General features: G+C 40.4%; 23 protein-coding genes. 9 read left to right on the plus strand and 14 right to left on the minus strand.

Annotation, left to right across the window (positions count from 1 at the left end):
- Positions 1 to 63: 63 nt before the first annotated feature.
- The 3 genes from BM291_RS15750 to tpiA all read right to left on the minus strand — a co-directional run bounded on the left by BM291_RS15750 (position 64) and on the right by tpiA (position 2,040).
- Complete coding sequence (locus BM291_RS15750; protein WP_092899151.1) at positions 64 to 252, minus strand: hypothetical protein; 189 nt, start codon at positions 250 to 252, stop codon at positions 64 to 66.
- A gap of 189 nt (positions 253 to 441) precedes the next feature.
- A complete protein-coding gene (gene prmA, locus BM291_RS15755) occupies positions 442 to 1,272 on the minus strand; it encodes a 50S ribosomal protein L11 methyltransferase (protein WP_092899153.1) in 831 nt (276 codons plus the stop codon).
- A 6-nt stretch (positions 1,273 to 1,278) separates the two neighbouring features.
- Positions 1,279 to 2,040 carry a triose-phosphate isomerase gene (gene tpiA / locus BM291_RS15760; RefSeq protein ID WP_092899155.1) on the minus strand — a complete coding sequence of 254 codons (762 nt, stop codon included), beginning with the start codon at positions 2,038 to 2,040 and terminating at the stop codon, positions 1,279 to 1,281.
- 72 nt (positions 2,041 to 2,112) lie between these two features.
- Here tpiA and BM291_RS15765 point away from each other — a divergent pair, with 72 nt between their 5' ends.
- Positions 2,113 to 2,628, plus strand: a complete 516-nt coding sequence (locus BM291_RS15765) for a regulatory protein RecX (RefSeq protein WP_092899157.1) — start codon at positions 2,113 to 2,115, stop codon at positions 2,626 to 2,628.
- 276 nt (positions 2,629 to 2,904) lie between these two features.
- A complete protein-coding gene (locus BM291_RS15770) occupies positions 2,905 to 3,726 on the plus strand; it encodes a hypothetical protein (protein ID WP_092899159.1) in 822 nt (273 codons plus the stop codon).
- Between the two features lie 272 nt (positions 3,727 to 3,998).
- Here BM291_RS15770 and BM291_RS15775 read toward each other — a convergent pair whose 3' ends face one another.
- Genes BM291_RS15775 through BM291_RS15785 form a run of 3 tightly spaced genes read right to left on the minus strand, consistent with a single transcriptional unit; the run spans position 3,999 to position 6,909 of the window.
- Complete coding sequence (locus BM291_RS15775; protein WP_092899161.1) at positions 3,999 to 4,514, minus strand: FKBP-type peptidyl-prolyl cis-trans isomerase; 516 nt, start codon at positions 4,512 to 4,514, stop codon at positions 3,999 to 4,001.
- A gap of 20 nt (positions 4,515 to 4,534) precedes the next feature.
- Entirely contained in the window at positions 4,535 to 6,241 is a 1,707-nt protein-coding gene (locus tag BM291_RS15780) for a capsule assembly Wzi family protein (protein ID WP_317045668.1), read from the minus strand.
- 2 nt (positions 6,242 to 6,243) lie between these two features.
- Positions 6,244 to 6,909, minus strand: coding sequence for a hypothetical protein (locus BM291_RS15785; RefSeq protein WP_175499727.1), 666 nt, complete (start codon positions 6,907 to 6,909; stop codon positions 6,244 to 6,246).
- Positions 6,910 to 7,047: 138 nt separating this feature from the next.
- Between BM291_RS15785 and wecB the strand changes: the two genes are divergently transcribed.
- Positions 7,048 to 8,148 (plus strand): non-hydrolyzing UDP-N-acetylglucosamine 2-epimerase, encoded by a 1,101-nt coding sequence (gene wecB, locus BM291_RS15790; protein WP_092899163.1) that lies wholly within the window; start codon positions 7,048 to 7,050, stop codon positions 8,146 to 8,148.
- A gap of 1 nt (position 8,149) precedes the next feature.
- Positions 8,150 to 8,638, plus strand: coding sequence for a cupin domain-containing protein (locus tag BM291_RS15795; RefSeq protein ID WP_092899165.1), 489 nt, complete (start codon positions 8,150 to 8,152; stop codon positions 8,636 to 8,638).
- Positions 8,639 to 8,740: 102 nt separating this feature from the next.
- Here the strand turns inward: BM291_RS15795 and BM291_RS15800 are convergent, their stop codons facing one another.
- A complete protein-coding gene (locus BM291_RS15800; RefSeq protein WP_092899167.1) occupies positions 8,741 to 9,271 on the minus strand; it encodes a DinB family protein in 531 nt (176 codons plus the stop codon).
- Positions 9,272 to 9,347: 76 nt separating this feature from the next.
- Between BM291_RS15800 and gldD the strand changes: the two genes are divergently transcribed.
- Positions 9,348 to 9,920, plus strand: a complete 573-nt coding sequence (gldD, locus tag BM291_RS15805; RefSeq protein WP_092899169.1) for a gliding motility lipoprotein GldD — start codon at positions 9,348 to 9,350, stop codon at positions 9,918 to 9,920.
- Here gldD and BM291_RS15810 read toward each other — a convergent pair.
- Positions 9,917 to 11,692, minus strand: a complete 1,776-nt coding sequence (locus BM291_RS15810; RefSeq protein WP_092899171.1) for a sodium:solute symporter family protein — start codon at positions 11,690 to 11,692, stop codon at positions 9,917 to 9,919. The genes gldD and BM291_RS15810 overlap by 4 nt on opposite strands.
- A gap of 454 nt (positions 11,693 to 12,146) precedes the next feature.
- Here BM291_RS15810 and BM291_RS15815 point away from each other — a divergent pair, with 454 nt between their 5' ends.
- Together BM291_RS15815 and recG are read left to right on the plus strand one after the other, a co-directional pair.
- Positions 12,147 to 13,211, plus strand: a complete 1,065-nt coding sequence (locus tag BM291_RS15815) for a phosphotransferase enzyme family protein (RefSeq protein ID WP_092899173.1) — start codon at positions 12,147 to 12,149, stop codon at positions 13,209 to 13,211.
- Between the two features lie 83 nt (positions 13,212 to 13,294).
- A complete protein-coding gene (gene recG, locus BM291_RS15820) occupies positions 13,295 to 15,388 on the plus strand; it encodes an ATP-dependent DNA helicase RecG (RefSeq protein ID WP_092899175.1) in 2,094 nt (697 codons plus the stop codon).
- A 104-nt stretch (positions 15,389 to 15,492) separates the two neighbouring features.
- Here recG and BM291_RS15825 read toward each other — a convergent pair whose 3' ends face one another.
- The 5 genes from BM291_RS15825 to pdhA form a co-directional block, all read right to left on the minus strand.
- Complete coding sequence (locus tag BM291_RS15825; RefSeq protein WP_092899177.1) at positions 15,493 to 15,819, minus strand: DUF6787 family protein; 327 nt, start codon at positions 15,817 to 15,819, stop codon at positions 15,493 to 15,495.
- Between the two features lie 61 nt (positions 15,820 to 15,880).
- Positions 15,881 to 17,200, minus strand: a complete 1,320-nt coding sequence (locus BM291_RS15830; protein ID WP_092899179.1) for an aspartate kinase — start codon at positions 17,198 to 17,200, stop codon at positions 15,881 to 15,883.
- Between the two features lie 33 nt (positions 17,201 to 17,233).
- Positions 17,234 to 17,710, minus strand: a complete 477-nt coding sequence (gene ribH / locus BM291_RS15835) for a 6,7-dimethyl-8-ribityllumazine synthase (protein WP_092899180.1) — start codon at positions 17,708 to 17,710, stop codon at positions 17,234 to 17,236.
- 87 nt (positions 17,711 to 17,797) lie between these two features.
- The gene (locus BM291_RS15840; protein WP_092899182.1) at positions 17,798 to 18,511 is read right to left on the minus strand and encodes a tetratricopeptide repeat protein; all 714 of its coding nucleotides are present in this window, start codon (positions 18,509 to 18,511) and stop codon (positions 17,798 to 17,800) included.
- Positions 18,512 to 18,626: 115 nt separating this feature from the next.
- A complete protein-coding gene (gene pdhA, locus BM291_RS15845; RefSeq protein WP_092899184.1) occupies positions 18,627 to 19,646 on the minus strand; it encodes a pyruvate dehydrogenase (acetyl-transferring) E1 component subunit alpha in 1,020 nt (339 codons plus the stop codon).
- 92 nt (positions 19,647 to 19,738) lie between these two features.
- Here pdhA and recF point away from each other — a divergent pair, with 92 nt between their 5' ends.
- Positions 19,739 to 20,848, plus strand: a complete 1,110-nt coding sequence (gene recF / locus BM291_RS15850) for a DNA replication/repair protein RecF (protein ID WP_092899186.1) — start codon at positions 19,739 to 19,741, stop codon at positions 20,846 to 20,848.
- A gap of 25 nt (positions 20,849 to 20,873) precedes the next feature.
- Here recF and BM291_RS15855 read toward each other — a convergent pair whose 3' ends face one another.
- Positions 20,874 to 21,779: a nucleotidyltransferase family protein gene (locus BM291_RS15855; RefSeq protein ID WP_092899188.1), complete on the minus strand. Its 906-nt coding sequence runs from the start codon at positions 21,777 to 21,779 to the stop codon at positions 20,874 to 20,876.
- Between the two features lie 275 nt (positions 21,780 to 22,054).
- Between BM291_RS15855 and BM291_RS15860 the strand changes: the two genes are divergently transcribed.
- Positions 22,055 to 22,393, plus strand: coding sequence for a P-II family nitrogen regulator (locus BM291_RS15860; RefSeq protein WP_092899190.1), 339 nt, complete (start codon positions 22,055 to 22,057; stop codon positions 22,391 to 22,393).

Consider the following 22,393-nt stretch of genomic DNA (forward strand, 5'->3'; position numbering starts at 1 on the left):
ATTAAAAGTACTGGTTCTATAATCGGCTGTATCAGCCAAAAAGTTTACTTAAAAGCAAAAAAGCTAGCCTTTTGCATTCTTATATTTTCCCCAAAAATAGATCGGAAAAATAAGTGCTTTGAGTTTCCAGTCGTTTTTCTCTGACAACGTCAGTCTGGAATTTTCATGTACAGCACGATACATCTTTCCTGCAAAAAGGCAGTGTCCAATCAGCAACACAAAAACGACGGCGTAAATAATCAGTTCAGTCATGAAGGTTATATGTTACAGTCTTAAAGTTTGTCAGGTCCTGGTGTTACTTGGCACTTCCTACTCTTATTTACGATTTTCGAATTACGATATACGGCGACAAAGCAGAGTTGAACCCTGTGAGGAATGAGAACCATTCCACTTACAAATCCTACCACTTACTTTTTTACTTCCGTCTTCGGTCTACTGTCTTTATATTTTTTTCTGCAAAATCAGCGCTGCCCAGTTGTCTTTGCTTTGCTGAGAAATCAATTCTAATCCAAGTGGTTTAGCGCAGTTATTCAGATCTTCGATATCCTCGGTGTAGAATCCACTAAGCAATAAAAAACCCTTCTCCTTCAGCAATCCAGCATAAATAGCCATCTCGTCAAGCAAAATATTCTTATTGATATTTGCCAAAACAATATCGAACTCACCTTGTGGCCTTACTTCGCGGATTGTACCTAAATTCATTCGCGTAGTTAGCCCATTCAGATCAAAGTTCTCGTTGCCATTGTCCACACACCAATCGTCGATATCGAATGCTTCGACTTGACTTGCTCCCAGCAAATGCGCCATGATGGCGAGAATTCCTGTTCCAGAACCCACGTCAAGCACTCTTTTGCCTTGGTGATCGATTTCGCCCTGATGGCGAAGCATCTGGAAAGTAGTCGCATGATGTCCCGTGCCAAATGACATCTTGGGATTGATCACGATCTCGTGTTTGAAACCAGGAACGCTGGGGTGAAATGAAGCTCGAACATAGACTAGATCGTCTACTTCGATGGGATCGTAATTTTTTTCCCACTCTTCGTTCCAATTGACTTTTGGCATCACGCCTTCTTCCAGAGTGATTTGTGCATCAACTTTATATTGAGCAATCACTTCATCGAAAGCCACTCGATCGAAATCTGATTCCAGCGTATAAGCATCGATTCCCTCCTCATTTTCGAGGAAGGAATCAAAGCCTATCATGGATAGTTCAGCTATAAGGATTTCCCGGAATTGTTCCAGGCACTTGATTTTAAACTCCAGGTAATCCATTTTATATTAGAATGATTTGATAATGTCTACGAAATCACGAGACTTCAACGATGCTCCACCGATCAATCCACCATCTACATCGGGCTTAGCGAAAAGCTCCTGTGCATTTTTAGGATTACAGCTACCACCGTAAAGGATAGAAGTATTCTCTGCTATGTCTTTACCATATTTAGAAGCTACGTGTCTTCTCAAAGCAGCGTGCATGTCCTGAGCTTCCTCAGAGCTAGCCGTCTTGCCAGTTCCAATCGCCCAGATCGGCTCATAAGCGATCACGATCTTAGAAAAATCTTCAGGGCTTAAGTCAAAAAGACCTTCAGTCAACTGAAATTTTACATTTGGCTCATGAGTTCCTGCAGTTCTGATCTCTAGAGATTCTCCACAGCAGAAGATTGGAGTCAAGCCATTTGCAAGAGCAAGTTTCACTTTAGCAGCAAGTAGTTCATTGCTTTCTTTGAAATACTCACGACGCTCAGAGTGGCCGATGATCACATATTGCACACCAAAGGAAGCAAGAATCTTTGTAGAAACTTCTCCTGTAAATGCTCCAGCTTCTTTGTCAGAGCAGTTTTGAGCTCCAATAAATACACCTTTTGCTTCTCCGATCAGTTTTTTCACTGGGAAAATATGTGGAAAAGGAGGGTTAAGCACAGCGATAGCATCGCCAGAATGCTCATCCTTCATCATATTCAATATTTCGGAAGTTAGAGTCTGACCTTCTTCGAAAGTCATGTTCATTTTCCAGTTGCCGGCTACGATTTTCTTACGCATAATGAGTTTTGAAAATTTAATAAGGTTTGATAAAAAAGAAACTAGGGATAATTTGGTCTAAAATTACGGAAAATGTCCAGTTGGGGAAAATATAAGCCAAATGAGTCAGGAAAAAACTCCTGGTCACAGGAAGAAGCTTTTGAAAAGCTTACCACTTTCTGTGCCTATCAGGAACGTTGTCCTTGGGAAATTCGGCGCAAGCTCTACGATAAAGGCATTACCGATGAACCTGCAGAGCAATTGATAGCAGAATTGATCGAGGAGGAATTCGTCAATGAAGAGCGCTATGCGAGATCCTTCGCAAGGGGAAAGTTTAGGCTGAAAAAATGGGGAAGAAACCGTATTCGGATGGAGCTGAAAATGCGCGAAGTTTCTGAAGAACTCATCCGGAAAGGCCTTTCAGAAATAGATCCTGAGGATTATTACGATACTCTTTTAACTCAAACTGAGAAAAAATGGGAGACTACCACCGAGTCTGACGCCTACAAAAAGAAGTTCAAAGTCACCCAGTTTTTAATGAATAAGGGCTTTGAGATGGATCTTATTAAGGAAGCAATTGAGGATTTAAGTAATGATCAGTCGCAGTAGTCAGTTCCAGCTTGGCGCAAAGTCTCATGACTTGTGCCTTTTGACATGCAGTCTTCAGACTGCCAAATATCTAAGTAAAAGAAGTCTTGAGACTTCATTATACTATGTCCAAGCTTCAAGTCTGAAGATTTGCTGCACACTGAACGCTGAGACTGAGCACTGATCATTAACATTCTTCCAATGTTAAGTTTTGGATTGCTATATGTTTTAATGTTACCAAATTGTTAACTTTACGTAACACTGACCGTAACATTAGTAACATTAGCTTCATCCGAGATGAAAAAAGCATTACTCACATACATTCTATCCTTTGCATTTGGCTTCATAGCCGTGGCGCAAGAGGCTGCTGGAATGTTAGAAGAGTTAAGCTTTGATAGTAATTCCGAAAAGGCTCTTTGGGAGGCAGGTCAGCAGAACCCATACTTACTTTTTAGAGCAGTACAAGCTGAGCAAACCCCCTCAGATGAAAAATGGAATGAACTCCTAGCAGAATTGGACAAGAAATTCAGTAAGAAAGGAACACATCTGAATGTACTTCGTCAGATTTTTGAAAAATCACATCAGCAATTATTTAAAACATACGAGCAACATTCTACTTTCAACGACATGCTTGGGCAGGGCAAATTCGATTGTGTTAGCGGATCTGCTGCTTTAGCTTTGCTTTTGGATCGCTACGAATTTGACTACAAAGTAGTAGAGACTGATTATCACGTATTCATTGTGGTGAACTATGATGGAAAAGACATCATCTTGGAAAGCACGCTTCAAATAGGTGGAATGATCACAGCTCCATCAGAAGTAGCTTCATACCTTGAAGGTTACAAAGCAGATGGTTCGGTTAAGCTTAAATCTCTCAATCAACGATTAGGCGCACCAAAAATTGATTTATCGGATAATGCAATTTTCAGAAAAGTCAACCTGACCCAACTGGCAGGTTTGCAGTACTACAATGATGCTATATCACTTTTTAATGAGCAGAGCTTCCAGAGAGCTACTTTGCAATTACATAAAGCATTGAAACTTTATAACTCTGAGCGAATCGATGGACTTAAGACATTGGCGGAAAAGCAGGCAAACTTACTAGCTAGCTCAAATTAAAAAAGGCCTCCATTAAGTAGGAGGCCAAGATCCGTTGTAACAATCACCCCTATTGTCCAAACAGTCTCTCGAAAAATAACTTTATCAAAGTTTCTTAGGTAACTCAGGCCATTAATGCGGCAAAGAACCCTATAAGCAACGCTTTTCTAATCAAGTCAATTATAACATCCTTTGTCATAGCTAGAAATACTTGTTCACTCAAAAGTATCCTAACTTATCAATACACACTATACGACAAATGCCCTATTCTAAGAACAGGGCATTGTATATAATTAGTGATGATGATGTCCATCAGGACCGTGTGCATGTCCATGTTCTATTTCGACAGGCAGCGCATCTCGAACGGAAATGATTTTACCCGAAAAGGATAAGTCATATCCTGCCAATGGAGGATTGAAATCCATATGAACTCCAGTGTAATCAATCTTGGTAATCTCTCCACGAATCTGACCGCCTTTATTGTCTTGCATAGGAATCACATTCCCGACACGTAAGAGATCCTTATTCACCTTTCCTTTTTCTTTGAAATTAGCTTTTGGGATAATGGTCTTTTTCTCCTCTATGTAATCTCCATAAGCATCATCAAAACCCAGGTCAGCAGAAAATACATCCCCAGCAGATTTGCCGAGCAATGCTTCTTCGAATTTTGGAAAAACCTCTCCAGCGTTAAACAAAAAGTAAAAAGGCTTATCCTCTGGTACAGTTTCATACGGAACCATCCCTGTTTCACCATCATCTACCTTCAGGTCGTAGCATACCGCTACCACTTTATTCTTCTCTACTTTCATATCGTTATTTAATCTTTCTTCTAAGGGAAAATATAAGCTAAACCTACTTGAGCTACGAAATTCTTCCGATCATATCCTGGGATAAAATACTGATCTGGGCTATTCTCCAAATACCACTTATAATTTAGGGTATTTACATATTGTAGTCTTGCATTAACCAACATACTACCAACCTTCCAATCTCCAATCAAGGAAGGGACTAGATCCACATATTTGTTTCTCCAATCTTTAGAAGCCTCGTATCTGTAATAATAGAAGTCATTGTTGTAAACAATCCTTTCCATCTGGAATCCAATTCTATTCATCTTGTGCACCCAAGCAAATTCCATGAAAATCATATTACTTGCCGGACCATTTCCAACACCTAGTACCTGTCCATTGTGAGTATAGCCGTCTCTCACATAATCATGAATGTACCAAGTATTTAAGGCTCTGATATCATCTCTGATGGTCTGCCCAGTTTGCGTCATTTCTGAACTAATCTGGAAATAATGCCCAGGCTTTCTCAAGCTCATTAAATGTGAAAATCCAAAGGTAAAAGCTCGACCGGATTCTGGAGTAATCATAAAGTCACTCAACTTGCGATCATTGTCACGCGTGCCATATTCTCCATAGAATTCAAAATGTCCTTCTGGACTCATCCATCTAAAGAAGCCCGAACTAAACTGTTGTCTCTTTTCTTGGATTGGATCCACAATATTTTGGGCTTTCTTCCTTCCATTGAATACGGGAAGAATATCTGCTAAAGAAGATACATCTCTGCGGTACATCTGGCTAGTAGAGCCATAACCAAGAAAAAGACCTGGAACCCACTTAGGCTGGTATGTCAAGACCAATCCAGACATAAATCGCTTACTATTAGTAGGTTTTGGTATATAGACATTATTTTCTTGGATCCTATAGTCAGGCCATGGAGGCAAAAATCCAGAAGATTTCAAGAATCCACCAATCATCTGCCCCTCAAAAGATCCAATTCCTGTATGTACAGGTTTGCGAGTATTAGCTGTAAAATGAATAAAACCTGGAGCATTATTCCCAAGTAGTAGCGAACTCCTTCTTCCGGGCCCCCACCATAGATTTTCGGAAGAAATACCAAGTGAATACTCTCTAAAATTATAACGAATACTAGACTGGCCTAAATACGCACTCGTATACGAATCTTCTCCAAATCGCTCCGGCATATCTATTCGATTCATATAATCATAATAGAAAAGAATTGTAGCCTGATGCTCAATAGGGAAGCCATCATAGTCCTGGTTTTGAGCCATCAAGAGTTCCGGCTGAAACTGCAAACTGAAAGGACCATACTCCAAATATGCTCCTGGGCTAAGTATAGCCTGTATTCCTCTATTTGGAATAAAAGCACCATCATTCACCCCAAAAGCATAGGTCGAATTGTATTGAAACTTCGCCACAGCTGGCAACATTAAAAATTTGCCTTTGTTATCCTTTCCGAAAAACTTATGAACTGTAGTAGCATCCATATCTACTACTGAACTATCAAGATCAAAACCATATTTGATCCCGAATGCAGAAACTGGATAAAGAGGCCGAATCATAAATGAGGAAGCAGAATCTATGTCACCCAACAATTGAGCTCTTCTTAGGTAATCATCCAGTACTGGAGTTCCCACCGGTACAGTCTGTCCCACCGAATAATTACTTACTACAAGCATCAGTAACCAAACCCCAAAAAAGCTATTTAGAATATTCCTTTTCTTCATCATTCTCATTTCAAAGTAAGGGCTTCAACAGTAACTTCTGCAAGGGACCAAGATTCGTCGCACAAAGGATCTGGAGAGTTTGTGGATACTAAGTCTGAATTCATATAAATTCTTGCACTAGTATTACTATGTTCAATTATTTTAACAATTCTATACCTCGTAGTATAATTTGGGAATGCTCCAAAGAGGCAAAGCCCAGGCATATCTGTTTGAATTGCTCCAGACTTAGGTCTATTCTGCTTGAAATTGGTGTCTGGATAGGATTGATATAGACAATAGGTAGACTCACATGGCGAATTGGAAAAGGAGGTCCTAAAAACCTCTTCATTATCTACACCAAAGAACCATTGATCTGGACCTCCCAGTCCGTCTGAAGGATTACCATCCCAACTGTCGTGCACAAGAATTTCTAATGTGACCTTCAATAGATTGTGAGGTGGTAGTTCAGTAAGGTTAACTGCTATTTCTTCGTTGTGATAATAGCCCACTACTGTATCATTTTGAAAAACAAAAAGTCTTCCATTTTCAAAACCTGCTAGGTTTAAGTCTGAAAAGTTATTGGTATAGACCACTTTTTCTGATTCCAGTGTTTCGGTACAGGCGAAAAATGAAACTACGGTCGCGAGAAGTAAAAGGGCTTTCACTGCTTTTGGCCAGTTATTGCAATCCATCAAATTCAGTTAGTTAAGAAAATATAGCGTTGCAAAGAAACAAAAAAGGAGCCAAAATAGACTTACCAAAAGAAAGCTAATTTCATTCCTAGCGTCCAAAAGGATTTGTTATTTTTGGACTGAAACTAACAACAAACGATGGCTACTTTTACCATAGTTGCAGGTGCACGACCCAATTTCATGAAAATTGCACCTATTATTCATCAATTTATCAAAAAGCAACAGGGGGGAATTCCAGTCAAATTTAGGCTAGTCCACACTGGTCAACATTATGATAAGAAGATGTCTGGTGACTTTTTTGACCAACTAAATATCCCCGAGCCAAATGCAAATCTGGGCGGAGGTGGAGGCACTCAAGCCGAGCAGACTGCAGCCATTATGGTGGCTTTTGAAAAAGAATTGCTAGAGAACAGACCTGATTTGGTATTGGTGGTAGGAGACGTCACTAGTACACTTTCTTGCTCCATCGCTGCCAAAAAGCTTCAGATCGATGTGGCTCACGTGGAGGGTGGAATCCGCTCTGGTGATCTCAGTATGCCAGAGGAAATCAACCGTATGGTGACCGACAGCATCACGGATCATTTTTTCACTACTTCGGAAATAGCCAACTCTAACCTTCGTAAAAGTGGTTTTGCAGAGGAAAAGATCCATTACGTAGGCAATACGATGATCGATACCCTCATGGCTCAGATGCCTCGATTTCAGAAACCAGAAGGTGAGATTTTTGATAAACTGAAGTCTGGACAATACTTTGTCATGACCATGCACCGCCCTGCGAATGTGGATCAGGAGCATAAGCTCAAAGCCATGATCGATGCAATTTTGGACGGTACAAAAGGACTTCCTATCATTTTCCCTGTTCATCCAAGAACAGCCAAAAACCTGCAATCTCTTGGGATAGATGCCCCTAATCTGCACATGAGTGATCCTCTGGGATATCTAGAATTTAACTACCTAGTGAAAAATGCTAAGGGAGTAATAACAGACTCAGGCGGAATCACTGAAGAAGCTTCAGTCATGAATGTCCCTTGTATTACACTGCGCGACAATACTGAACGCGCGGAAACTATTCACCTCGGAACCAACGAACTAGTGGGCACAAATCCCGCCAAGCTAAAGCCTTTTTTGGAGAAAATCATGAAAGGTGAATGGAAGCAATATCAGGGAATTCCACTATGGGATGGGAAAACTGCTGAACGAATTGTGGACATATTGATTAGATCTTACCCAAATTCATAAGATGAAAACTCAAAGCCGTATAGATTTCCTAGTTGAAAGCCTAAACCTTCTTCCACATCCTGAAGGAGGCTTTTACAAGGAAACCTATCGATCAACTGAAACTATACCCACAGAATCCGGAAACAGGAATCTCTCCACGTCAATTTTTTTCCTTTTGACTTCTGCTAATGTCTCCAAATTTCATCGAATCAAAAGCGACGAACTTTGGTTTTTTCATGAAGGATCTGCACTAACCATTCACCTGTTAAATGACACTGGTCACCAGGAACTAAGACTAGGATTACCATATGAAAATGAAAAACAGCTCCCTTATCAGGTGGTTAAGGCCAATACAATTTTTGGAAGTACTGTTGATAGTCAGGACAGTTATGCACTAGTTTCCTGCGTGGTATCTCCGGGGTTTGATTTTAATGATTTTCAGCTTTTTGAGAAGGAAGCATTAGTGTCAAAATATCCTGAGGCATATGATATTATCTCGAGATTGACTTGACACCACTTTTTAACTATTGAATCCAATCAAACCATCGACCTAGATAATGCAAAAAGGCTCCCAATAATTTGAGAGCCTTTTTGATGTTTAGGTCAATTTCTATTAGAAACCTACATACGCAGGAGGCTCTGCTCCTTCAACTCTTAGGTATGCAATCGCTGCTCCTCTATGATGCGTAGAGTGATCCATTAACAAAGCCATCACTTGTCGTCTGCTCACGTTGTTTCCAAATACTTCGATAGTTTCGCCTGCATCAGCATCAGAAAGCGCCTTTATAGTAGAAGTACCATAGTCATAGCATTTTGCTATGTAATCTGCCAAATCAGCTTTTGATGCTGTCGCAAGATCAATCGTAAACCCTGGGTCAGATCCTTTTAGAAATCCTTGTGAAATCCCAGTAATTGCTGTTCCGATGTGATGAATCTGCTCTTTGAAGGACATTGCTGCTGGATCAGTTTTGTAATCCATACCTGAGTCTGGCATTTTATTGAGAACATCTATGGTGAACTGCTTACTATTTTGCCATTTACTCAAAAATTCGTCTTTTGTGGTTTGCGCTGTAGCTGCTATCGAAGACATCATAAAGATGGCAACCATTAGAGCGCCAGAAAGAAACTGTATTGCTTTTTTCATTTGAATAGAGATTGGTTATTTGGTTAAATTTCAATTATTCCGAAGCCAAATCAAACACTTTGTCTAATTTTAAACCATGAGGAAACATCTTTGGATTGGCATATTGTTAGTTGGATTAGTAGGTTGTGATAAGACATATCTGCCAAAGCCACCTGGTTATAATCGAATAGATTTGCCTGCACATGCTTTTCAGAAGCTATCTTCTGGATATCCTTATCAAATCGATTTTTCTACTTATTCCAGAATTGAAGCTGACTCTTTCAACCTCCATGAAGATACTTGGGTCAATTTGAATTATGCAGATTTTGGAGCCAAAGTACACTTGACGTATAAGCGAATCGGCAACAATTTCGATTTTAAAAAATTATCAAATGATGCCTTTAGACTAACCTCACAGCATCAAGTGAAAGCTTATGGAATTGAGGAAGCTGTTATGATTACTCCTGAAGGATATACTGGAGTTGTTGCGGAATTGACTGGGGAAGTGCCAACACAATTCCAATTCTTTGTTACAGACTCTACCAACAACTTCCTTAGAGGAGCATTATATTTCAATACTGCAATGAAAAATGATTCACTTGCACCAGTGATAGAATACATCAAGGCGGACATGGTCCACCTGATGAATTCCGTCAAATTTGAAGATTAACTAAGGTTTTTCCAGGATCTGATAATAATAACTCCTCCACCCAGTGCTATTGCTGCAGCAATAAAACCTCCAAGCATATTGCCATAAATGAAGAATCCTGTGGAGAATAAAGCGGCATATACCATCGCTGAACCTATCATCATCAACCCGATTTCTTTAGGCAGTTGACCGATTGTTTGTTTTTCCTCAGGATATCTGTCCAATACCTTTTTCCATCCAAAAGCTGCAGGAGTTACTTTTCTATAGAAGGAAAGTAATACTTCGTCTTTTTCTGGAGCAGTGATGAACGTCACTATTAACCAGCCAATTGTAGTGATAGTTACACTATAAACTAATTTCAAATAAGCTTGATTTTCTGGGATCATGATCCAGTTTACTTTTGGATTGATCACCTCGAAGAATATAGCAACGACGAAAGATATTGCCATCGCAGAGATCTCTGTATATGCGTTGATTCTCCACCAAAACCATCTTAGGATAAAGATCAAGCCAGTACCTGCACCAATTTGAAGTAGAATATTGAATGCATCCAAAGCACTGGAAAGTGCCAAAGCAAGGACAGCTGACATTGCCATTAAGGCTACCGTGGAGATTCTTCCTACTGCTACTAATTCTTTGTCTGAAGCTTCAGGCTTTAAAAATCTTAAGTAGAAATCATTCACTATGTATGAAGATCCCCAATTCAAGTGAGTAGACAGTGTAGACATCACCGCTGCAATCAAGGATGCCAAAACGATACCAATCAAGCCAGTTGGCAAGAATGTTAACATGGCTGAATAAGCCAAATCATCTCCTAGTTTATCTGCGGGAATATTTGGAAAGGCAGCAGAGATATCAGATACATTCGGGAAAACAATTAATGACGCCAAAGCAATCAAAATCCACGGCCAAGGGCGAATAGCATAATGTGCTATATTAAAGAATAGAGTCGCTCCAATCGCATTTTTTTCATCCTTAGCCGAAAGCATACGCTGTGCAATGTATCCGCCACCACCTGGCTCAGCACCAGGATACCAAGTTGCCCACCATTGTATAGCAATTGGCATCAAAAACAATGGAATGTATGCGTTCGGATCAGAGAAATCTGGAAGAAAATCAAGCTTTCCTACTACATTTTCATGGGTTAGAAGATTATCCAGAGAACCAATCTGTGGAAGATCAAGGATATAATATGCCGCGCCGAAAGCGCCGATCATAGCTATAAAGAATTGAAAGAAATCTGTTAAAAGAACCCCTTTTAACCCACCAAGAGAACTATAAATCACTGTAACTACCGAAGCAATAAGCAAAGTTTCGTAAGGCTCTAAACCTAGCATTATGCCACCGATTTTGATAGCGGCAAGCGATACTGTGGCCATAATCACCACGTTGAAAAATACACCTAGATAAATGGCACGGAAAGCTCTCAAGAAAGCTGCTCCTTTACCGGAATATCTCAATTCGTAGAATTCTAAGTCAGTTGTAACCTCTGATCTTCTCCACAATTTGGCATAGACGAAAACAGTAAGCATACCGGTCAGCAAGAAAGCCCACCAGGCCCAGTTACCAGCAACACCATTTTTTCTCACGATATCCGTCACCAAGTTCGGTGTATCTGCAGAGAAAGTAGTTGCTACCATGGACACTCCGAGCAACCACCAAGGCATGTTTCTACCGGAAAGGAAAAATTCTTTGGCAGATGATCCTGCTTTTTTCGATGTATAAAGTCCTATCAAGAGGGAGATAACAAAGAAAGCGGCTATGATCGCCCAGTCAATGGAGGTTACATTCATAGTATATGGGATTAATGTATTCTTTAATTTTTTTTATAAAATACCTTCGACTTAAATAATAAATTTCGCTAATGTATTTATTTTCTGCGAAATGGGAAAAGACTGACTCAGAAGTTTACTCAGTTTTTTGCCATATCTCGTCAATTTCAAAATAAAAGGTATGGAAAAGATTATTCTTTTGGTTGGACGGACTGATTTCAATGTGAATTCAACATGATTTCTAATCTGCTAGCAGATTCATTTATGAGAATATCTTTACTAAAGCCTATTCTCTAATTCAGCTTATGGTTGAAAGTCCAAGTGTCAAGCCTTTGCTCATCTAAAGTAGTAAAGCTGATGGAACCATGATAAGAGAATTAATACGACTAAATCAAAAAGTATAAAACCGATTTAAATGGTCAGTTTTTTTACGCCTAATAATTCCGATTTGGTCGGGATACTATAGCTTTGGGACATGATTAAGGAACACATCGCCGGTATTCTGGCCAATTATACGTTTGATTCATTCGAGAATTTTGAATTCCAAGCCTTCGGAGCAGGTTTGATCCACGGCACGTATTTAATAGAAGCTGGAAATTTGAAATTCATTTTGCAGGAATTCAATAATGGAGTGTTTCAATATCCTGAGCGAATTTCACACAATCAGCGCTTGGTCAAATCTCAAGGCGATGGAAATTTGCTTCCCTTTCAACTCCCCTTGCCTATCCTAAATTCGCATAAAAAGCTCATTACAGATTGGAATGGGAAATTATTCCGTTTGTTCGAATTCGTTTCTGGACAGACGATCCAAGAGATTTCGGAATTGGATCAAGCTTACTTGGCGGCAAAAGCATATGGCTTTTTTGCAGATTGGGGAAAAGCAGTTGCAACCTCAGAATTGCAGGAGTGTATTCCAGATTTTCACAGATTGGATTTGCGCTTCGCAAAGCTTGAGGAAGTTGCTGCAGGAAAAGGTGCACTTTCAAATGAAGATCAGGAAGTACTAGATTTTTACCTTGGTCAAAAAGAATTAATTGCGGCTTATCAGAAATTCCAGGCAATTCTTCCATCTCGTCTCACGCACAACGACACCAAAATCAACAATCTCATTTTTTCCCATGATCTTCAAAAAGTGGAAGCTTTGGTCGATCTAGACACCCTGATGAGTGGATACTTAATGTATGACTTTGGGGATTTAGTACGCACAGTTGCTTGCTCTGAGTCAGAAACTAGTCAAAATTGGAAGGCTATTAAACTGGAAATCCCTGTTTTCGAGCAATTGCTCAAAGGCTATTGGGAAGGAATCAAATCGCTAGCTACGGAAGAAGAAACTAATTCACTTATGCTTGCGGGAGAAGTAATGACCTGCATTATGGGCCTTCGCTTTTTTACCGATCACCTCCAAGGGAATGTCTATTATAAAGTGCAGTACCCTGAACAGAACTTTCATCGTGCAAAGAACCAGATGATTTTGCTACAAAGTATTCAAGCAAATAAGTCTGAATTAGAAGAACTCTGGAAGTCAATCACTCAATCCTAAAATTGATTTCAGACAATTCCAGTCATTTAATTGGCATTTGGCCTTACTGGGCGTAATTTGGTCAACCCAAAAATTAATTTTCCTTGTCCGGCTTTTTTGACACCAAAATAGAATTTCTCAAAGGAGTAGGCCCGCAGCGCGCCGCCCTGATCAACAAGGAGTTGAATATTTTCACCTTCGGGGAATTGCTACAGCATTATCCATTTCGGTACGAGGACAGGACGAAGTTTTTTAAAATCCGAGAGCTGCATTCCGACATGGAATCAGTCCAGGTCATTGCCAAAATCCGAAAAGTAGAGCTCGTAGGCATGGGCAATAAAAAGCGGCTCGTGGCTCAGGTGGCCGATGAAACTGGAGAGATGGAAATGACCTGGTTCAAAGGAATCGCTTGGGTTCAAAAGAATATTACTCCCAGTGCTGCTTATGTTTTCTTAGGAAAACCTGCCCAGTTTGGCAGAAAATGGAGCATCGCACATCCTGAGATGGAGCCACTGACTACTGCCAACGAAACTAGAAATAATTTCCAACCGATTTATTCCACCACAGAAAAGCTCAAAGCCAGATTTTTGGATTCCAGAGGGATTTCCAAAATCATGGAGCAATTGGTTCAGGTTTGCTTCCCGCACATTCAGGAGACGATGTCTAATGAGATTTTAGAGCAATACCAACTCATAGGGAAAAAGGAAGCTATTCGCCAAATCCACTTTCCTACCAAGCCAGACTTGCTTCAGCGAGCGAGAAAGCGCTTGAAATTCGAAGAGTTTTTCTATTTGCAACTTCGGCTGCTCATGCTGAAAGTAGCTCGGGTGGAGAAGTATCGCGGTCAAATCCTGAACAACACAGAATTACTCACCGAGTTTTATACCAATCACATTCCCTTCGAACTCACAAATGCTCAGAAGCGGGTAATCCGTGAGTCCTATGGTGACTTAAAGTCTGGGAAGCAGATGAATCGTCTGATTCAGGGAGACGTGGGAAGCGGAAAAACGATGGTGGCGTTTATATGCGCTTTGATAGCGATTAGCTCTGGAGCACAAGCTTGCCTGATGGCGCCTACGGAGATTTTGGCGACACAGCATTATTCGGGCTTGAAAGAATTCGCTGACATGATGGGGCTGAAAATCGATTTGTTGACAGGCTCTACAAAGAAAGCAGCGAGAAGAATCATTCACGAAGAACTACTTTCCGGAGAACTAAAAATCCTTATCGGAACACATGCACTTTTGGAAGATATCGTGCAGTTTCAAAATCTTGCTTTGGCGATCGTTGATGAACAGCATCGCTTTGGGGTAGCCCAGCGAGCGAAACTCTGGGCCAAGAATGAGCAATTTATCCCGCACGTATTAGTCATGACGGCCACACCTATTCCACGAACGTTGGCGATGACACTATATGGAGATCTGGATGTTTCGGTGATCGATGAGATGCCTGCAGGAAGAAAGCCGATCCAAACCGTGCATCGATATGATAAAGACCGTCTCAAAGTATTCGGTTTTATCAACGAAGAGGTCAAAAAAGGAAGACAAGTTTACATCGTTTACCCGCTGATCGAAGAATCTGAAAAGATGGATCTGAAGAATGTCATGGATGGCTATGAAAGCATTTCCCGTGCTTTTCCCAACTATCCTATCTCAATCGTGAACGGAAGTATGAAAGCTGACGCAAAGGAATACGAGATGCAGCGCTTCGTGAAGGGCGAAACAAAGATCATGGTGGCGACTACAGTGATCGAGGTAGGTGTGAACGTGCCCAATGCTTCGGTGATGATCATTGAGAACGCAGAGCGCTTTGGGCTTTCACAGCTGCATCAGCTGCGAGGAAGGGTGGGAAGAGGTGCTGAGCAGAGTTATTGCATCCTGATGAGCAAGTATGAGCTTTCGAAGGATTCCCGAGTACGATTGGAAACAATGGTGCGAACCAATGACGGTTTCGAGATTGCCGATGTGGATTTGAGGTTACGTGGGCCAGGAGATTTGATGGGCACACAGCAGAGTGGAATAACCGACTTGTTGATCGCTGATCTGAGCAAGGATGCTGCGATTTTGACTTTGGCGAGAGATGCAGCACAGCAACTTTTAGCAAATGACGCTGAACTGACTCAGCCAGAGAATTTGCCGATGCTAAGACAAATCAAGCAACAAAAGAAAACTGCAGTGAATTGGAGTAGGATTTCTTGATTGGATTGAAATATTGTAAAATTTGAAAATTGAAAAATTGGCTTTACCACAAATTTTAAACTCCAGCCTCTGGGAAAATCTCCGCGGGCTCTGCGGTTAAATATTTATTTCCGCTTAGAAAACAATCCTCCAATCCTCCTGAAAATCTGCTTCTCCTTTTCCCAGAAAAAGGTAAACTGACCGAAAATAAAGCCGTAGATCAGTAAAATGATTTGATATAGAGGAAGAACTAGGAGTAAATAGAGAACAGTATTTAGCAATCCACCTTTCTCAACTCCGAAAAAATCTAAAATCGGATTTTTTATAAAAAGAATAGTAAATCCAGTACAGGCGAAAACGATCAAAACTAATACGACCTGAAGCAGGCTATCTAATTTCCACTTTGTTTGTAGGCGCTGAAGAAAGCCTGGCTTATCATTTTCCACTGACATCCTTCAAAAGTAATAAGAATCAGTCTAAATAAAATAGCCGGCACTAGGCCGGCCATTATTTTTACCAAGTAAATAAGTCCTGATTGAGACTTTGAAGAGCCTCTTTTTTGAATTTGGAATCGACCAAAACAGAGACGTTGTGACGACTACCCCCGAATGAAACCATCCTTACAGGATACTCAATCAGAGAATCGATAACGGATTGTATCGCACCTTTGCTTTCCGATACCATATTTCCTACGATACAGATGATTGTCTGATCTCTATCTATCTCCACACTACAGAATGTACTTAACTCTTCCAAAATATGATCTAGGTGACTCAAATCATCAATTGTCACCGATACCGCTACTTCAGAAGTAGTGATCATATCGATTGGGGTTTTATATTTTTCAAAAATCTCAAACACCTTTCTCAAGAAACCATAGGCCAAGAGCATACGGCTGGATTTGATTTTAATAGCAGTGATTCCGTCTTTAGCAGCAATTGCTTTTACACCAATAGTCTCTACATCAGCTTTGATCAAGGTGCCGTGGGCCTCAGGCTGCATAGTGTTAAGCAATTTCACCGGTACGTTGAATTGCTGAGCTGGCCAGATAGATGCTGGGTGAAGGATTTTCGCTCCAAAGTAAGCAAGCTCGGCTGCTTCATCGAAAGACATCTCTGCGATTGGACGAGTTTTGTCTACGATTCTAGGATCATTATTATGCATGCCGTCGATATCAGTCCAGATCTCGCAAGCGGTAGCTTGGATTGCTGCAGCTACCAAAGACGCAGTATAATCACTGCCTCCACGCTTCAGATTATCCACTTCATTCAGATGATTTTTGCAAATAAATCCCTGTGTAATGAAAATCGTGTCGTCTGGATGCTGAGCAAGAATTACCTTAAGCTTATCAGAGATTTTCTGTAATTCCGGCTCTGAATTTTCATCAATACTCATGAAATCAAATGCCGATAAAAATACAGCTGGAATCTCCAGTTCTTCCAACAGCGTATGAAACAACTTAGTAGAAAGCAATTCTCCTTGAGCTAGAATATCACGATTGATAGCCTCATTGAAGGAGATTCTCAAGAGAATATTCAAAAATTCAAAATGCTCCTTGATGATTTCCTGTGCTTTTTCTCTCGCCAATTCAGACTTCAACAGCAGAGGATAAAACTGATTATAATGTGCATGAAGCTCATCAATTCTAGCTTTTGCCAGTGCTTTGTCAGCAGAAGCTAATGCCTCACCGATGCTCACCAATGAATTGGTTGTACCTGAAAGAGCAGAAAGAACTACGATTTTTGACTCATCACCACGCGTGATTAGATCTTTTACCTGGTGCATGCGTTCTGGGCGGCCCACAGAGGTGCCTCCAAATTTCATGATTTTCATAAGGAATAGGTTTATCGGTTAATAGGTTTTTTCTTAGAATCCGAGCATTTTCACCGCAGTGATAGCTGCTTCGTCGCCTTTGTTACCATGCTTTCCTCCAGCACGATCCATGGCTTGTTGCTGAGTATTGGGCGTCAATACTCCAAAAATCACTGGCTTATTGTATTTCAAGCTTACATTAGTAATTCCATGTGCAACTGCATCACAGATGAAATCAAAATGCTTGGTCTCACCTTGAATCACACATCCAAGACAGATTACAGCGTCAATGCTTTCTTCTTGTGCTAGCCATTGAGCAGCGAGTGTAAGTTCAAATGAGCCTGGAACATTTCTTCGGATGATGTTTTCTTTTTTCGCTCCATTTTCTAAAAGTGTCTGATATGCACCAGAATAGAGTGCTTCTGTCACATCTTCATTCCATTCGGACACGATGATTCCAAAAGTTTTATTACTGATATCCTGGATATTTTTGGATGAATGAGCACTGAGGCTTTTAAGGGAAGTTGCCATTGATAGGTTCTTTATGAAAGTGTTATAAACAAAAAAAGAGTAAGACCACAGGGCCTTACTCTTCTTAGTATGCTATTCAAAAAAGCATTACTTAGAGGCAAGACCTTCTAAGCGAGCTTTATGTTTTCGTGCTGCAGAAAATTCGAAAGACTCAAAATACTTGTCCTCGATCTCACCATAGGCTGCGATAGCTTCAGAGATTTTACCCGCTGATTCGTATGCAATAGCAAGTTTGGTCAAGTACTTAGGAGTGAAATACTTATTTTCATCGTATTCAGCTGCTTTTTTGTAGCTAGAGATAGCTTTATCAGTATTGCCAAGCTCCATATTAGCATCTCCAATAAGAGAGTAAGCTTTTGCTTGTACCAAGAAATCGTCCGCTGAGAATTGCTCCAATTCTGTCAATGCTTCTTCGTATTTTCTCTCAGAGAGATAGATAGAACCAATATAGAAATGCGCCAAGTTAGCAGCATCTGTACGTGGATAGTCATCTGCAATATCCAGGAACCCAGCATTAATGCCGTCACCTTCCAAAGCTAGTTGAACACTATCTTGCTCGAAGAAATATACAGCCTGGAACATTTCCTTCTGTGCTTTCTCATTTTGGTTCTGGGTATTGATTTGGAAAAACAAGATTCCTCCGATCAAAACCACTACTGCGATAATTACGCCAGCTAGTACCTTACTATTCTGCTTCAAAAAAGCTTCACCTCTACCAAGTCTTGTTGCTATTTCAGAAGGATCTTCCAAAATATCATTGTGATGATCAGGGTGTACTCTTTTACTTTGTTTCGTTGCCATGCTACTCAATTTTCAGCCGCAAATATACGGTTTTTATACTTTCTACAAAGCCCAATAAAAAAGCCATGAAAGCTTTCTGTCTTCATGGCTTTTAAGACGTTATGTTTTTTAAGATTTATTCCATTACAAAAGGATAGTCTTCTTGGATGTAAACATCCTTGAAAGCATCCTGTCCGTCAGGCCAAGGTGATTCTTCAGCGAATTTCACTGCGTCTGTTACCTTTTGTTTCACGCCTTTCACAATTTCCTCAATCTCTTCTTCGCTAAGGATATTATTTTCTTTGATGGTAGCAAGTACTTGCTCCATAGGATCACGTTGCTTGTATTCCTCTACTTCCTCTTTGGTTCTGTATTTCTGAGGATCAGACATGGAGTGTCCTTTGTAACGGTAAGTTCTCATTTCAAGCAAAGTTGGCCCATCTCCTCTTCTTGCTCTATCCGCCGCTTCTGCTACTGCCTCGTGTACAGCTTCTACATTCATTCCGTCCACTGCAAATGATGGCATGTCGTAAGATTCACCCAAAGTAGAAAGGTCTTCCACGTTAGATGATCTCTTTACCGCAGTACCCATTGCGTAGCCATTGTTTTCGATAACGAAAATCACTGGAGTTTTGTAAAGCATAGCCAAGTTTAATGCTTCGTGAAAAGCTCCCTGACGTACCGCACCATCACCCATGTAGCAAATTGCTAGGTTTTTGGTGCCTTTATATTTTTCTGCGAAGCCCATTCCAAGACCCATAGGAATTTGTGCTCCTACGATTCCGTGACCTCCCATGAAATTTTTCTCTTTATCGAAAATATGCATAGAACCACCCTTGCCTTTGGTAGTTCCAGTCGCTTTACCGAAAAGTTCAGCCATTATCGCTCCTGGATCAGTACCCAACCCAAGTGGGTGAGCATGACAACGATAAGCGGTAATCCACTTGTCGTCTTTGGTCAAAGCAGAAATAGCCCCAGAAGCACAAGCCTCCTGACCGATGTATAAATGACAGAATCCTCTGATTTTTTGCTGACCATAAAGTTGCCCCGCTTTCTCCTCGAACCTCCTCATTAAGAGCATGCTCTCGTACCAGAAAGTGTAAGTTTCCTTCGAATATTTTACTTTAGACTTAGTTGCTACAGTTCTCTTTGCCATATCGTAATGATGAAAATATGCTAATTTTAGGTCTCAAATATAATCAACCCACCCTAAATAACAGGCTACCGCCGAAATAATTACCCAAACTCATGCACTTGAAGTCTCTCGAACTCTTACAATTCAAAAATCATGAGAAGACTCGACTTCAATTTTCCAGCGAGATTAACTGCTTTGTGGGATTGAATGGAAGTGGAAAAACAAACGTCCTGGATGGAATTCATTATTTATCCTTGACCAAAAGTGCAGTGCAGTCCAGCGACAGTCTGAACGTGCAGCACGAGAAGGATTTCTTTGCGATTAAAGGTCAGTTTGAACTAGCCGAAGCAAAGCCGTTGGAAGTAAGATGCACTGTAGAATTTGGAAAAAAGAAGCAGATCTACCAAAATGGCAAGGCGCTCTCCAAAGTTTCTGAGCATGTAGGGCTAATTCCTTTAGTATTGATAGCTCCTGATGACACCGAACTGATCAAAGGTGGGTCAGAAGGCCGAAGGAAGTTTTTTGATGGATTGATCTCACAGCTTGATCATGCTTACTTAGATCAATTGATTCGATATCATCACTTCTTAAAGCAGCGAAATGCTTTGCTTAAAAAGTTTGCCGAGATAGGCAGACGTGATCTGACACTTTTGGATAAGTACGATTCGGAGTTGATTGACCTTAGCATTATCCTTTCAGCTAGGCGAAATGAGCTTTTGGCAGAAATGGCACCTTTATTACAAAGTCATTACTCTGAGATCTCTCAGGGGCAAGAACTAGTCAGCGTGATCTATGAAACGGAAGCATTGCGGGAGGACTTTGAAGGGTATTTCAAAAGCCTTCGGAAAAAAGATCTCATTACCAAAAACAGTAATGCAGGAATTCACAAAGACGATTTCGGTTTTATGATAGGAGAGCATCCTATACGGAAAATTGGTAGTCAAGGACAGCAGAAGTCCTATATCATAGCGCTTAAATTGGCTCAATTTCAGATTTTCGAGATAGAAAAAGGCGAAAAGCCAATTCTATTGCTGGACGATATCTTTGATAAACTTGATGATCTGCGGATTGCCCAACTAATGAAGTTAATCTCTCAGCATACGTTTGGGCAAATATTTTTGACCGATGCAAGACCGGAAAGGTCCAAGAAGATACTTTCGGAATTAGATTCTGAAGTGTCTTTCTTTTCTATAAAAGAAGGATTTACTAGTGCTGACACATAAAAAAAGGAGCCGAAGCTCCTTTATCTTATTTCCATAGATCAGCTGGATATTCTCCAGCGTCATGTAGTTTTTTTAGTGAATCGATCACCACAGGCTTGTCTTCTGTATAGGTGACACCAAACCATGTTTTACCACCTTCCAAGATATCAAATGCAGCTTCATCAGCTTTGATGAGATTGTTGGCTACCGTTGGGATGTAGAATTCTGATTTTAGATTTTCAAGATTAGCAGGAAGAAACTCATTCCACATCTTCTCAATATCAGCAAATACATCCTGATGAAAACCCCAGAAGTTCATGCTTACTGGTGTGTTTTCAGTGATTACCAACACTTCATCTTCTCCTTTACTTACAATTTTTTCACCTTCTCGTGCAATAGAAGTTCTTTCTACCATTCCAATTAGATGACCTTTCTCATTGGTTTCGCAGACTCCACGGCTAACGGTACCATTCTCAGAAAGTACATTCTGGATCGCATAGCCAACCATCGCATGAAGGTCAGACTTCACTTCTGTAGTCAAGAATTTTCCGATTGCATCAAAAGCCTCTTTACCATAAAAATCATCTGCATTGATCACAGCGAATGGTTCGTTGATAGCATCCTTTGCGCAAAGAACAGCATGAGCGGTACCGAAAGGCTTCTTACGCTCTGCCTGCTTCAATTCAGCAGGTACAAAGCTATCAAGTGACTGGATAACCCAGTCAACTTCAATCTTGCCTTCGAGCTTTGGAAGGAATAAGTCTTTTGCTTCTTCGAGAATTTCTTGGCGTACGATAAGAACAACTTTGCCAAATCCTGCTCTGATGGCGTCAAAAATAGAATACTCAAGAATAGTTTCTCCGCTTGGGCCAAATCCATCGATCTGCTTATTTCCGCCATATCGGCTTCCCATTCCTGCTGCAAGTACTAGTAAGGTAGGTTTCTGGTTCATAGTAGGTTTATAAAACGATGGCAAAATTAAGTTTTTATGTCAGCAGGACAAGACAATACCTATGTTTCTAAAAAAGTCATTAGTTTATTTTTAAACCATTTTTCAAATTACAAACACAAAAAATATCTACTAATGGTTTTATAAATATCTATTTTACGATTTCAAATGTGTTATTTTATCATAAAGGATAAATTTTTAACCAGAATAGGAATTAATTTAATTTTCTGTTTAGTTTTATGCCATAATCTCAAAAAACCATTAGACCCATTGAAAAAATGAAAAAAATAGAAGCAATAATCAGGACTTCTCGCTTTGACCAGATTCACAAATGTGTATCTGGACTTGGGGTAAAGTTTCTCACATTCTACGAAGTGAAAGGAATGGGTTTGGAGCATGCCAGGCTTGAAATGTACCGCGGTGTCCCTTACGAACCAGCTTACATTCCAAGAACTAAGATTGAGATCGTTACAGTTGATGAATTGGTAGAATCGGTGGTTAACTGCATTCTAACTGAAGGGAATACTGGCCAAGTAGGTGACGGAAAAATTTTCATCTATGAAGTGCTGGACGCCTACCGTATCAGAAATAGCGATACCGGAGAGCAGGCACTTTAA

It is taken from the genome of Algoriphagus aquimarinus, assembly GCF_900112005.1.
GTDB classification, from domain to species: Bacteria; Bacteroidota; Bacteroidia; order Cytophagales; family Cyclobacteriaceae; genus Algoriphagus; species Algoriphagus aquimarinus.